The following is a 12,749-nucleotide window of genomic DNA, read 5'->3' as shown; positions in this document are numbered from 1 at the left end:
ACACATGATGATATCCTTAACAAGTGCCTGTACACGGCAGCAATGACATAACCAAGCCACCCTAAATAATACCATAACTTGTCTATATATTCCTTATGTAGTAAGTTTCCAAAAGATAACCTGCATTGTAAAGGATGAACAAAGTGTAACTATTGAATCGACCCTCTTGGCGATGGTTCATACCTCTCAAACTATACATGTTACAGCCCCTTGGCTGCATTCACAAAAGCAGCGGCGCGACTCGTGATTTCATCCCTATTGCCGGCAACCAGTGCATCCTTGGGAAGCAGCGAACTGCCCAGGCCGACCGCTGCCGCGCCAGCTGCAAAATAGTCCGCAAGGTTATCCAGCGTCACGCCTCCCGTCGCCAGCAGCGGAATATGATGGAGCGGTCCCTGAAGCTCCCGAATGAATTCCAGGCCCAGGCTGGCCGTAGGAAACAGCTTCACGATCTCAGCCCCGGCTGCGTAGGCCGCCACAATCTCCGTCGGCGTCATCGCTCCGGGCCACACATCTATTCCATGCTCTAAGGCATACTCAATGACGGATAGATCCGTATTCGGGGAGATCAGAAACTGTGCTCCTGCACAGACTGCTTCCTTCGCCATCTCCACGTCAAGGACGGTCCCCGCCCCTACATATACAGCACCATCATACCGGGTACGCCAGTCCTCCATAATATGCAGAGCACCTTCGGTATTCATGGTCACTTCCATAAACCGGATTCCCCCCTGGGACAATCCCTCTCCTACGAAGCCTGCCTGTTCTCGGGTAATGCCGCGCACAATGGCAACGATTTTCTCGCGCTTGAGTTCAGCTGTCAGTTTCAATCCCATGCCCTCCCCTTCTTTTTACACGTCCCGCTTTATCCTAAATCGATATAATCCCAAATGCTACATAATGATCACATGTTACAGAGCCTCAAGAACCTGCCATCTGCAAAAAAAGATAATAACAGCCGCGCCTCCAGGAGCCTTATCCAAGCCTCTGCCTCACAATGTCTCCGGGCGAGCCTTCAGCCTGATTCAAGTATATGCCGTCATAAGCGCTCACGCAAAAAAAGCAGGCCAGGAATATCATCCCTGACCTGCGATTCTGTATCCTACATGAATTATCCACGGAATGCGGACAGCGCTGCGCCGAGCTCGCGCGTTGCTCCGTATACGCTCTGATAGAGTCCGAACAGCTTGTCATATACTTGAACCGCTTCAGGATCGGGAGAATAAGCGCGAGCTGGCCGCAAGAACTCCCTTGCGCAATCCTGAAGGCTTGGAAACCAGCCGCAGCCATAAGCTGCAAGCATCGCTGCGCCCATGGCAGGGCCCTGCTCGCTTTCCAGCTTCACGATTTCGGCGTTGAACACATCCGCCTGCATCTGCAGCCAGGTTTCGTTCTTGGCACCGCCACCGATGGAAATGACACGGTCAATTTGCTTGCCCGATGCACGTAAAATATCGATGGATTCACGCAGGGAAAACGTGATTCCTTCCAGTACCGATCGTGCGAAGTGAGGCAGCTCATGTCCTGCGTCCATTCCTATGAAGCTGCCGCGAATGGCAGCGTCCGGATGCGGTGTGCGCTCACCGACAATGTATGGCGTGAACAGCAGACCATTGCTGCCAGCCGGGATACTCCCGATATCGCTTAACAGCTCATCAAAGGAAACGTCCGGTGCAAAGGTATCCTTGAACCAGGTCAAGCTGTATCCAGCCGCCAAGGTTACGCCCATAATATAGTAGGCGTCCCTCTCGCTGTGATTAAAGAAGTGGACCTTCCCTTCAAAATCCACCTCGCGCCGCTCCTCGTAGGACAGCACCACGCCCGATGTGCCAATGCTGCACATCGTCTGCCCTTCTTCCAGAATACCGGCACCGATCGCGCCGCAGGCGTTGTCCGCGCCGCCGGCAAATACCTTCGTCTCCGGCCGCAGACCGGATTGCCTGGCGATCTCCGGCAGCAGGGTTCCGCACTCGTCGAAGGATTCGACCAGCGGCGGGCAGAAGCTGTGGGGCAGATGGAAGGCATCCAGTATATCCGCACTCCATGATTTGCCCGCCACATCCAGCAGCAGCGTCCCGGCAGCATCGGAATAGTCCATCGTATACTGTCCGGTCAAGCGGTATCGTACATAGTCCTTCGGCAGCAGGAACAGAGCTGCCTGATCAAGCAGTTCCGGTTCAAACTCCTGCACCCACAGAATTTTCGGCAGGGTAAAGCCTTCCAGCGCGCGGTTGCGCGCGATGCCGAGCAGCTTCTCCTGCAAGGTATCCTCAATACGGCGGCATTGCGCCGTTGTACGGGTGTCGTTCCACAGAATGGCCGGACGCAGCACGACGCCCTCTCCATCGACCAATACCAAACCGTGCATTTGCCCGGAGAAACTCAATCCCTCAACCTCGGCTGGAGAGATGTCGTTCCCCTCCATCAACAGACGTAACGACAATACCGTTTTGTCTACCCAGTCCTCCGGCCGCTGTTCGCTGTAACCCGGCTTCGGCTGGCTCAGCGGATACGCCTCCGAATGCTCGGCGACTACCGTGCCGCTGCGGTCCACCAGCACGGTCTTCACCGCACTGGTTCCCAAATCAACTCCGATAACGTAACTCATCTAGATCCTCCTTCGTTTCATCATGAACCGAATATGAAAGGTGTATTGGTTTCCTTGTATGAAATAAGTACACCGGCTTCCCTGAAGGGAGCCGGTGAAGGTTTGAATGTCATAGAGCCAACTTGAAGCCAGCATGCATTAGTTTGCAAGAATGTACTGATTCAGAATCCCTTTCAGCATTTCTTGACGACCGGATTCATTCTGACGAGGGGACTCATTGTTCAACGCATATTCTGCAAGGGAAGCCAACGTGGCTTTGCCGGATACAACATCCGCACCGATGCCTTCGTTGAAGCTGCTGTAGCGGTTCGCAATGAAGTCTTCGAACACACGGTCTTCAATAAGCTTCGCTGCCACCTTCAAGCCTTTGGCATAGGTATCCATGCCTGCAATGTGAGCATGGAACAGATCTTCCGGCTCGAAGGATGGACGACGAACCTTGGCGTCAAAGTTCACGCCGCCGCGGCCGAGACCGCCATTCATCAACACTTCATAGAGCGTCAAGGTAGCATCATAGATATTAACCGGGAATTCGTCGGTATCCCATCCAATCAGCATATCGCCCTGGTTCGCATCAAGAGAACCGAGCATGCCATTGATGCGCGCTACACGAAGCTCATGCTCAAAGGTATGACCAGCCAGCGTTGCATGGTTTGCTTCGAGGTTCAATTTAAAGTGCTTGTCGAGACCGTATTTCTGCAGGAATGCAATTGTGGTTGCCGCATCGAAGTCATATTGATGCTTCGTCGGCTCCTTCGGTTTAGGCTCGATCAGGAATTGGGCGTCAAAGCCGATTTCCTTCGCATAATCCACCGCCATATGGAACAGGCGCGCCAGGTTATCCAGCTCAAGACCCATATCCGTGTTCAGCAGGGTCTCGTAACCTTCACGGCCTCCCCAGAACACATAGTTCTCGGCGCCAAGGCGTTTACCAACCTCAAGGCCTTTCTTCACTTGTGCTGCTGCATGTGCGTACACATCAGCGTTGCAGGTCGTGCCTGCGCCATGCATAAAGCGCGGATTCGTGAACATGTTCGCTGTGTTCCACAGCAGTTTTTTGCCGGTGGATTTCATATGATCTTCAATCGACTCTACAATCGTATCAATGTTGCTGTAAAACTCACGCAGATTGCTGCCTTCCGGAGCAATGTCCACATCGTGGAAGCAGAAATACGGAAGGTTCAATTTCTCCATGAACTCAAAGCCTGCTTCTACGCGGGCTTTTGCAAGGTCCATACCGGAGTAGCTGCCCCAAGGGCGAACCGCTGTGTCGGCCCCAAACGGGTCAGAGCCGCCCGCAGTCAATGTATGCCAGTAAGCCATCGCGAAACGGAGATGCTCTTCCATCGTTTTGCCGGCTACAACTTCTGTCGGATTATAAAATTTAAAAGCATAAGGGTTGGTCGATTGGCTGCCTTCGTATTCCACTTTGCTGATGTTGTTAAAATAGGCCATGAATAAATCCTCCTATACCTTATTAAGGTTTGGTTAACGCTTACAAGGCTATCCTAACACAGCTTTTCTACTTTGTCTATTGGTTAAACAAAGTTATTCTTTTACAACTTTTACAAGCCCGATGGTCCCTACTATTACGGCTGCCGTTTGCCAGTGTGCCCCTATGCTCACGTTGTGCCCACGAACTAAAACAGCGGAACCATCCCGATAGATAACAGCGAACCTCGCCCGCAGAGCCCCGCTGTACAAGGGCAGTGTTTCCCCTGTACGACGTTACACCTTGTTGCAATTTCCGAACTTTGCCCCTAGACTATGAGCATATCAAATCTTTAAGACAAATAAATCATCATCAAAGCAAGACTAAAAGGATGAATGCACATGACGAATATTACCGGTGACCAGGCTTTGGTCAAGAAAATTAATACATCGATTATTCTGGATACAATACGTCAGCACGCCCCGGTCTCCCGGGCCAAGGTTTCCAAGTTGACTGGGCTGAACAAGGCCACCGTCTCCAATCTCGTACAAGAACTGAGCAGTCATCATCTGATCCAGGAGATCGGACCCGGAGAATCCAGCGGCGGCAGAAAGCCGCAGCTGCTCCTGTTCAACGGACAGGCCGGTTATGCCATCGGCGTAGAGCTGCGCGTCAAACAAATGACCGCAGTTCTGACGGATCTTGAAGGCCGCATCCTGGCCGAAGACGATAGGCCGCTTGAAGGGCATGACGTTGAATCGGTGACCAGACTCATGGTAAGCATGATTAACGGCCTGATGAGACAGGCCCCACCCTCCCCTTACGGCATCATCGGGATCGGCGTGGGTGTACCGGGCATGGTCGACGGCGACGGCACCGTGCTCTTCGCACCCAATCTGGGTTGGGACATGGTGCCCCTTCAGAAGCAGCTGGAGCACGAACTGGGACTTCCCGTTACCATCGATAACGAAGCGAATGCCGGCGCTCAAGGCGAGCTTCGATTCGGAGCCGGCCAGGATGCCCGCCACCTCCTGTATATTAGCGCCGGCAGCGGTATCGGCTCCGGCATCATTATCAATGGCGAGCTTTATAAAGGCGCCCGCGGGTATGCGGGCGAAAGCGGGCATATGTCCATCGAAGCCGAAGGACGGGAATGCACCTGCGGCAACCGCGGCTGCTGGGAGCTGTACGCTTCGGAGAAATCCTACGACAGCAAAGGTACGGCTCTTCCCTCCAGACGAACGTCCGAGCTTATCCATTACGCCGAGCAGGGCCATGAAGAAACGATCCGCCATTTTGAAGAGCTGGGGCGCTTTCTGGGTGTCGGCATTACCAATCTTGTCAATGGATTCAATCCGCAGTCGGTTATCATCGGTGGACCGCTCTCTGATGCCCGGCCCTGGATTGAGGAAACACTGCAGCAGGTCGTCGCCCAGCGAACGCTTCCCTACCACCGGGAGCTGATGGAGATCCGGTTTGCCGAGTTGGGCAGCCGTTCTACCCTGATTGGCGCAGCATATTCTGCCATCTCGCAATTTCTTGGGCCGGTAAGGGTATCCATGCCGATTCATTAAAAATTGACGATATTTTGTCGTAATTAACGCCCTGCATATTAAGGAAAATTTCATGATTTTCCGCTATAATTAATCTCGTCCTGACATTTAAATTATCATTTTCATTATGGGAATGCGTGTGATTGTTATACTAAAGGGAGAGGAACCGCTCAAATGACCTATGTAAGCATTGCGGATATATCGCCAGAAATGTTTGTGACTGTATTGCTGTTTCTCCTAGTTATCGCACCTTTGTTCAGTCTCAGCATTATGCGTTTTTTTCAAGGCAAGAAAAAAAACGGATTCATTCTTCTCGGCTCCGGCGTAGGTGTGTATGTTGTATTTCAGATCATCATGAGTCTGTTCTTTAGCAAATGAACACCCGTTGCAGCATCTGCTTGAAGCCAAAAAAAGCTCTTTCCCTGGCCAGGGAAAGAGCTTTTTTTCTCTCATATCATGAAACAAGCGGTTCGCTTGCCATAAGGTATCGATGATCTTAAGCTTCCGGATTCAACGCTTTGTTGAACTGAAGTTTGTTCATGCCAAGAATGCGGTGCTCACCAATGATGGTGAGAGGTACTGCACGAACGCCCATATCCCATACTTGTTGAGCAAACTCGTCGTTTTGTTCGATGTTGCGCTCTTCAAATTCGATGCCTTGATCGGACAAGAAACCTTTCACTTGTTTACAGTGCGGGCAGTTGTTGGAGGTGTATACAATAACATTTTCCATGGTCGGTCAGTCTCCTCTACTTATGATTTGATTCTATTAGAGCCGGTTCGATCTCTATCTATACAGTTTACAACACGACCGCGCTGTGTTCCAAGCTCTCAATGTACTTCTCGGCATCCATAGCTGCCATACAGCCGCTTCCTGCTGCTGTGATCGCTTGTCTGTAACGGGTATCCTGCACGTCACCGCAAGCAAATACGCCTTGGATATTCGTCTCGGAGGTTCCTGGCGTAGTTACGATATAACCGTTAGGGTCGGTCGTAATGCTTCCGCCGAGGAAGCCTGTGTTCGGGTGATGACCGATTGCTACAAACACACCGCTTACGGCGATCGTCTCTTCTTCACCCGTTTCGTTATTGAGCACCTTAATCCCTTTAACACCGGACTCGTCTGCGATGACTTCTTGTGGTGTACGGTTCAGTGCCCATTCGATTTTCTCGTTAGCGCGGGCACGGTCCTGCATGATTTTTGAGGCACGCATCTCTTCGCGGCGGTGCACCAGCGTCACCTTGGACGCAAAACGGGTCAGGAAGTTCGCTTCTTCCAGCGCGGAATCTCCGCCCCCAACGACAACAATCTCTTTGCCGCGGAAGAAGAATCCGTCACATGTTGCGCAGGTGCTTACACCGCGTCCCACGTTGTCCTGTTCTCCTGGAATTCCGAGATACTTTGCAGTTGCACCTGTAGAAATGATCAAGGTTTCGGCAACAACCTCACCTAAACCGTCCACATCCAGCTTGAACGGGCGCTCCCCGAACTCAACGCTGTTTACCCAGCCTGTACGAAATTCTGCACCAAAGCGTTCAGCCTGCTGACGCATATTGTCCATCAGTTCAGGACCCATGATGCCTTCGGGAAAACCCGGAAAATTCTCAACTTCAGTAGTGGTTGTGAGTTGTCCGCCAGGTTGCGGACCTTCAATGACGAGCGGGCTCAGATTCGCCCGAGCCAGATAAATTGCAGCCGTCAGACCCGCAGGGCCTGTGCCGATAATAACGGATTTGTACATATGATTTCCCTCCTATATCTGCAACGCTTAATTATAATCATTATAAATTAATATTTATTATGGTTATATCGGAGCCGTATGTCAATATGCCGCCTCACAGCCCAGAGGAAATATTATTTACCTATTCTTCATGATCGGAAAATAAACCAACATATGGAGTGAACTGCATCCTCTTACTTTAAGCGCGTTATCTGCCTTTTGCTATGGAAGCGCTTGCTTCAAGGTTGATTGTACCTACAGAGGAGGTTATATAAATTTCAGCCTATGAACAGACTCCATCCCGCTCTTATATCGGAAGGAAGATGAATTTTTGATGAAAAAAAATGACAGCTATGGCCATTCGTATTTTTCTCGTCCCGGATAAAGTAATCCCCTTCTTCTCCACGCAGGAAAAGAGGGGGAATTTGTTACATGATCAATTGTGCCGCTTCACCTAATTATTTATCGATTAAGGTTTGGAGCGCAGCAGGCGAAGTCCGTTCAGGATGACCAGAATGGTGCTTCCCTCGTGACCGATAACCCCGAGCGGCAGCGCAACACCTTCGATGAAATTGGCTGTAATCAGCGTCAAGATGACGGTGATGGCAAATATCATATTTTGCTTCACGATGCGTTGTACCCGGCGTGCCACCTTAACTGTGCCGGCAATTTCATCGATATTGTCATTCATCAGCACCGCATCTGCTACCTCCAGCGCCGTGCCGCTACCCGAGACACCCATGCCGATCCCGACGGTTGCAGTAGCCAGTGCCGGTGCATCATTAACACCGTCTCCTACCATAACCACATGACCGTAACGGGCACGCAGTTCTTTAATGTGTGTAACTTTATCTTCAGGCAGCAGGTCGGAGAACACCATATCCACGCCGCTTTGCTTCGCAATCACTTGCGCCGTAGCCTTCCGGTCTCCTGTCAGCATCGCCACCTTGATGCCCAACTGCTGCAGCTGCTTAACCGCCATGGCCGCCTGTGGACGGACCGCATCCTGCAGAGCGATCATGCCCGCGATGCTGTCTCCCCTCAAGATAACGGATACCGTCTTGCCCTCGGATTCCAGGGTGTTGCGGATAGACAGCCAGTGCTGGCGATTCACCTCGGATTCAGACAAGCTGTCCTGTTCGATTGAACCGGTAATATCTTGTGCATTCCCAGCGACTTCATCCAAAATATCGCTTTTCCCTATTTTCCAAGTGACGCCATCAACATCGGCCTGCATGCCCCAGCCTGTTATAGACTGACCGTTCTCAACCTGCTGCAGCAAAGCGCCCTCCTTCTCGGCCGATTGGACAATCGCCAATGCCAGCGGATGCTTCGACATTCTTTCAATAGAGGCACTGATGCCAAGCAATTCCTGGCGATCCCATCCTTCTCCTGCTATAAAATCCGTAACCTCAGGTGTACCGAGCGTCAATGTACCAGTCTTATCAAAAGCTACAACCGCCGTGCGTGCCATATTCTCAATATGGGCGCCGCCTTTGAACAGTACGCCTTTTCTGGCTCGATTGGAAATCGCCGACAGCATCGCAGGCATAATCGAGGACACCAGCGCGCATGGGGAAGCCACAACAAGGAACACCATCGCTTTATAAAAAGTAGTATCCCAATCCCACCCAAGGACGGGAGTTGCCAGAACGATCAGCGCCACGGTTGCCATGACAACGATACGTGCGTATATCGATTCAAACCGCTTGATAAACCGTTGTGATTCCGGCACTTCGTTTTCCGCTTCTTCCACAAGCCGGATGATCTTGGCGAATAACGTGGATTCTGCCGATTGCGTCACCTCGATATACAGCACCCCTTCACCATTCAGCGTTCCGGTGAACACTTCATCGCCCACGACTTTATCAACGGGTACGGATTCACCGGTAATCGACGCCTGGTTAACAGAGGAGCTGCCACGATAAATCTTGCCGTCCGCCGGAATCAGCTCGCCCGGCTTCACCAGAATCAGGTCCCCAATCTCCAGCTTGCCGATCGATACCGACACCATCTCTCCCTTCTCAATTCGAAGCGCCGTCTCCGGCTGCAGCTCCATCAAGGAAGAGATATCCTTACGGCTTCGTTCCATCGTATAACTCTCAAGCGCTCCGCTAAGTGCAAAGATAAAGATCAGCATCGCCCCTTCATTCCAGTATCCGATGGCCGCTGCCCCCATAGCGGCAGCAATCATCAGCAGGTTTACATCGAGATCGCGTTCCTTCAGAAGGGTCTCGACTCCCTCCTTCGCTTTCACCCATCCGCCTACGGCATAGGATATTACATATAACACAACCGAGAGCGGCTCTGACCATTGGCTCGTTAGCCAAGCCACCAGCATCAGCATACCGCTGCCCAGCGCAGCTACCACCTCCGAATTGCTCAGCAGGCTGCGTAAATCCCACTTGCCCGGCTGCCGCGGCTCACGCGGATCGGCCCCGTTTTCTATGGATGATATGCGTTCAGTCGACGTTTGATTTTGTATCCATTGCATTACAATCACCTTCCTAATTGAGAATGAGATCCATTATTACTACCCTTAAAATGACACATGCTGCCCCGGCTTCGCCGGAGCAGCATGCTAAATGAGAATGAGAATCATTTTTGAACTTATACAATTTATTTTCCCTAATACAACTTTATAAGTATCATACTCACATCCCCATCATTTGTAAACCCATTTTTTAACCATTTTCTAAAAATATAAAAAACACCAAACACGGTGCTCCGTTTTTTGCCCCGATGAACTCTTATCTGCTAAACAAAAAGAGGCCCTGCGGTCTCGCCGCAGGGCCTCCTCTATGTGTAACTTCCATTTAAAGCGCTCTCATACTGATACAATTAATCCATGATGGGTGAACATCTGCGACGCATTTCCAATCTCGCGCCTGTTATTCGAATGGCTGCAAGCTCAGAAGGCTGACAGCATACCTCGTGTATGCCTTGCCGGTAAACCATCCGCAAATCCGTGGCTCCTACCCCATTGATCCGAAGCGTTAACTGCGGTTTCGTGCGTTTTATTCGATTGATCATATCCGAGAACACCGAGACCTTATCCCTCGACTCCACTGATGGCCCCGAATCCTCCAGCCTCTCCGAATCCAATACAATCACATCAGCCAAGCGGGCAATCTCAGCCGCTGCCGATGGGTTCATCCCTTCTCCAAGCAGTGCCCCATAGCGAATACGAACAAATCGCTTCTGGTCCATAAGGGTCTGCTCTGCCACCTCTTCCATAAAATTATGGATCGATATAAACTCATCCGCATGAGCTGGACGTACAGCCAGCAGCTCCAATTGACAGTCCACGCCTTCCTCACTGCACTGCTCCATGGATCGGAAGAGGGACTCCAGCTGTGCATCCTGCGCCTCGCGTAATTCCAGCATACTGGACAGCCTGGAGTCAAGAAGCAGGCTGACTGCACATCGGGCTCCATTCGCGGCTTGGAATATGGACACCCAATATGACGTCCATAACATAATCAGTCTCCGCCTTAACAGCGCGCTTTTCTCCGCACTGCGTGAATTCAACCAGGCCGAGTATACCTCCTGCAGCAGACCTTGCTTCAGGGCATCTTCACCGCGTATTAATCCGATCCCCTGAGCCCCTTGCCTGAGATCACGCGTAATGGATTCAGGATCTGTGGATCGGCTCATGACTTTCAGTCTTCGGTTCCGGTCACTCCACCCCAGCAGACGGCTCAAGGAAGGTCTGTCCGTGCCGTTATGCCGAATACCCGAAACCCTGAGAGCTTCTTCAATATCGTCAGGCGATGCCAACAGCAGTAACACCTCCTCGTGAGTGACTCCTCCTGCCATTGCAAAATGCTTCAGCAGATCCGTCTCGGGAGAATTTTCACTTGCCGTGCTGTCCCCTGCTTCGATGAACGCTTCATCTTCCCATAGACGCTCTCCCAATTCACTGCCAGCTCCCCATTGCCTTTCCGTCATGGTTATCCTTCTACTCCCTTTCACGTTGAATTGGATAAACGCCTCCTTACAGACTATTATGAAACAATTGGAAATATACAGTGCACCGCATGAACGATGGATAAAAAATATCGAGATGAAGGGAAACGGTACCTCTGTTCCTTTTTCAGACTGTCAGGCCGATGGGATGGATAGGGGATACGTAACGCGAATTGATCTTCGGTTTACGGATACGATGAAATCATTATAATGGAGGAATGGATCGAAACCGGTATGATGATGTAAAGGAGAGATGAGATGCATATGAGAACCGACTATGATTATTGGGTGCCGATTAGCGTACCGGAAGCCGTAAAGATTTTTGCCGCCATTCCTGCTCGTTGGCACATCGCCGGCGGTTGGGCTTTAGATTTATATGTAGGAGAGCAGACCAGGGAGCACAGCGATATTGATATCTTCATCCTTCGTGAAGAGCAAACCGTTATTTACACCGAATTAACCCAAGAATGGACGCTATACAAAGCCGATCAAGGAACCTTATCTCTATGGGAGAAAGGCGAATATCTGCATGCCGTTGGGGATGTATGGGTAAGCAAGAATCATGAAGCCCCCTTTTCATTCCAGATGATGCTGGTTGAGGCCGAGCAGGACAACTGGATATATGGAAGAGAACCTTCGATCCGAAGACCGCTCCCGGACATATTCTTAAAGACGGACCACGGAATCCCTTACCTGAGGCCAGAGATACAGCTTCTATACAAAGGGGGAAGCAAGAAGATTCGTGAAAAAGATGAAAGGGATCTTATCAGGGTTCTGCCCTTACTTGACCCACAGGCTAAAGAATGGCTTATCTATGCGCTCCGTACACAGTTTCCAGAGGGACATCCCTGGATCGATTACATTCAATCATCGTTCTAGCCGCCGCCAAGCATTCCCCCTGGTCTCATAAAAAAAGACTGCCCCGCGGTATCGTCGAAATCCCCGCAGAACAGCCACTATCATATAAATGCCTGATCAGGCTATCGGATTCATGTTCAGTCCCTTTCGCGTTCACGCTCATACACAAGATCCAAAAATCCGTCCTCATCCGGCTCCTCTTCCTCCTGCACATAACCCAGAGCTGAGAAACAAGCCAAACACGGCTTATTATCTTCCTCGATGCTGGCCACCCATTTTGCCACGGCTTGCAGTTCGGGGCGTTTCATTACTTCGCTGATCAATGCCTTGCCGTATCCTTGATAGCGGAGTGTTGGATTGGTAATGATCCCGATATAAGCGGATTCGTTGTCCCGTTCTATAATGACCGTTCCAATCGGTTGTTCGCCTATATAAGCCAGCCATGTAAAGTACATATCGTTTTGCGACGTATTCTCATACCACTCTCCCAGAGGGAGCATGCCGTCCATTCTCTTCAGCACTTCCGCATCCTCGAGCCATAGCTCCAAGAGCGGCAAATCATCCTTTTGCAGACGTTCCCAACGCTCGAATTCGATCAACATAACAAC

Annotated in this window: 11 protein-coding genes; 3 read left to right on the top strand and 8 right to left on the bottom strand. The window is 51.0% G+C overall.

Annotation, left to right across the window (positions count from 1 at the left end; all coding sequences use genetic code 11):
• Positions 1-200 precede the first annotated feature (200 nt).
• From WDY75_RS04560 to xylA, 3 genes are all read right to left on the bottom strand, one after another.
• Positions 201-830, bottom strand: coding sequence for a bifunctional 4-hydroxy-2-oxoglutarate aldolase/2-dehydro-3-deoxy-phosphogluconate aldolase (locus WDY75_RS04560; RefSeq protein ID WP_040681062.1), 630 nt, complete (start codon positions 828-830; stop codon positions 201-203).
• Between the two features lie 281 nt (positions 831-1,111).
• Positions 1,112-2,608: a xylulokinase gene (gene xylB, locus WDY75_RS04555; protein WP_063477782.1), complete on the bottom strand. Its 1,497-nt coding sequence runs from the start codon at positions 2,606-2,608 to the stop codon at positions 1,112-1,114.
• Positions 2,609-2,746: 138 nt separating this feature from the next.
• A complete protein-coding gene (xylA, locus tag WDY75_RS04550) occupies positions 2,747-4,063 on the bottom strand; it encodes a xylose isomerase (protein WP_063477783.1) in 1,317 nt (438 codons plus the stop codon).
• Between the two features lie 378 nt (positions 4,064-4,441).
• Here xylA and WDY75_RS04545 point away from each other — a divergent pair, with 378 nt between their 5' ends.
• Both WDY75_RS04545 and WDY75_RS04540 read left to right on the top strand, forming a co-directional pair.
• Positions 4,442-5,614, top strand: a complete 1,173-nt coding sequence (locus WDY75_RS04545) for an ROK family protein (protein ID WP_063477784.1) — start codon at positions 4,442-4,444, stop codon at positions 5,612-5,614.
• Between the two features lie 153 nt (positions 5,615-5,767).
• On the top strand, positions 5,768-5,971 hold the full coding sequence (locus tag WDY75_RS04540; protein ID WP_006212729.1) for a hypothetical protein: 204 nt from the start codon (positions 5,768-5,770) through the stop codon (positions 5,969-5,971).
• Between the two features lie 118 nt (positions 5,972-6,089).
• Here WDY75_RS04540 and WDY75_RS04535 read toward each other — a convergent pair whose 3' ends face one another.
• The 4 genes from WDY75_RS04535 to WDY75_RS04520 form a co-directional block, all read right to left on the bottom strand.
• Positions 6,090-6,326: a glutaredoxin family protein gene (locus WDY75_RS04535; protein WP_006212730.1), complete on the bottom strand. Its 237-nt coding sequence runs from the start codon at positions 6,324-6,326 to the stop codon at positions 6,090-6,092.
• Between the two features lie 67 nt (positions 6,327-6,393).
• Positions 6,394-7,335 carry a thioredoxin-disulfide reductase gene (gene trxB / locus WDY75_RS04530; RefSeq protein WP_006212731.1) on the bottom strand — a complete coding sequence of 314 codons (942 nt, stop codon included), beginning with the start codon at positions 7,333-7,335 and terminating at the stop codon, positions 6,394-6,396.
• A gap of 448 nt (positions 7,336-7,783) precedes the next feature.
• Entirely contained in the window at positions 7,784-9,808 is a 2,025-nt protein-coding gene (locus WDY75_RS04525; RefSeq protein ID WP_063477785.1) for a heavy metal translocating P-type ATPase, read from the bottom strand.
• 347 nt (positions 9,809-10,155) lie between these two features.
• Complete coding sequence (locus tag WDY75_RS04520; RefSeq protein ID WP_063477786.1) at positions 10,156-11,265, bottom strand: hypothetical protein; 1,110 nt, start codon at positions 11,263-11,265, stop codon at positions 10,156-10,158.
• Positions 11,266-11,547: 282 nt separating this feature from the next.
• Here WDY75_RS04520 and WDY75_RS04515 point away from each other — a divergent pair, with 282 nt between their 5' ends.
• Positions 11,548-12,162: a nucleotidyltransferase domain-containing protein gene (locus tag WDY75_RS04515; protein ID WP_006212734.1), complete on the top strand. Its 615-nt coding sequence runs from the start codon at positions 11,548-11,550 to the stop codon at positions 12,160-12,162.
• A 116-nt stretch (positions 12,163-12,278) separates the two neighbouring features.
• Here WDY75_RS04515 and WDY75_RS04510 read toward each other — a convergent pair whose 3' ends face one another.
• Entirely contained in the window at positions 12,279-12,743 is a 465-nt protein-coding gene (locus WDY75_RS04510) for a GNAT family N-acetyltransferase (protein WP_006212735.1), read from the bottom strand.
• Positions 12,744-12,749: the final 6 nt, after the last annotated feature.

This window comes from Paenibacillus glucanolyticus (genome assembly GCF_037333485.1).
GTDB lineage: Bacteria > Bacillota > Bacilli > Paenibacillales > Paenibacillaceae > Paenibacillus_AQ > Paenibacillus_AQ glucanolyticus.
Note: the sequence above shows the minus strand (reverse complement) of the source record. Positions and strands in the feature narration are given on the sequence as shown.

What these genes read in the sequence shown, in the direction of transcription:
- xylB (WP_063477782.1), bottom strand. Translation starts at nt 2,608, where the DNA reads ATGAGTTACGTTATCGGAGTTGATTTGGGAACCAGTGCGGTGAAGACC.
- xylA (WP_063477783.1), bottom strand. Translation starts at nt 4,063, where the DNA reads ATGGCCTATTTTAACAACATCAGCAAAGTGGAATACGAAGGCAGCCAA.
- WDY75_RS04545 (WP_063477784.1), top strand. Translation starts at nt 4,442, where the DNA reads ATGACGAATATTACCGGTGACCAGGCTTTGGTCAAGAAAATTAATACA.
- WDY75_RS04540 (WP_006212729.1), top strand. Translation starts at nt 5,768, where the DNA reads ATGACCTATGTAAGCATTGCGGATATATCGCCAGAAATGTTTGTGACT.
- WDY75_RS04535 (WP_006212730.1), bottom strand. Translation starts at nt 6,326, where the DNA reads ATGGAAAATGTTATTGTATACACCTCCAACAACTGCCCGCACTGTAAA.
- trxB (WP_006212731.1), bottom strand. Translation starts at nt 7,335, where the DNA reads ATGTACAAATCCGTTATTATCGGCACAGGCCCTGCGGGTCTGACGGCT.
- WDY75_RS04525 (WP_063477785.1), bottom strand. Translation starts at nt 9,808, where the DNA reads ATGCAATGGATACAAAATCAAACGTCGACTGAACGCATATCATCCATA.
- WDY75_RS04520 (WP_063477786.1), bottom strand. Translation starts at nt 11,265, where the DNA reads ATGACGGAAAGGCAATGGGGAGCTGGCAGTGAATTGGGAGAGCGTCTA.
- WDY75_RS04515 (WP_006212734.1), top strand. Translation starts at nt 11,548, where the DNA reads ATGAGAACCGACTATGATTATTGGGTGCCGATTAGCGTACCGGAAGCC.
- WDY75_RS04510 (WP_006212735.1), bottom strand. Translation starts at nt 12,743, where the DNA reads ATGTTGATCGAATTCGAGCGTTGGGAACGTCTGCAAAAGGATGATTTG.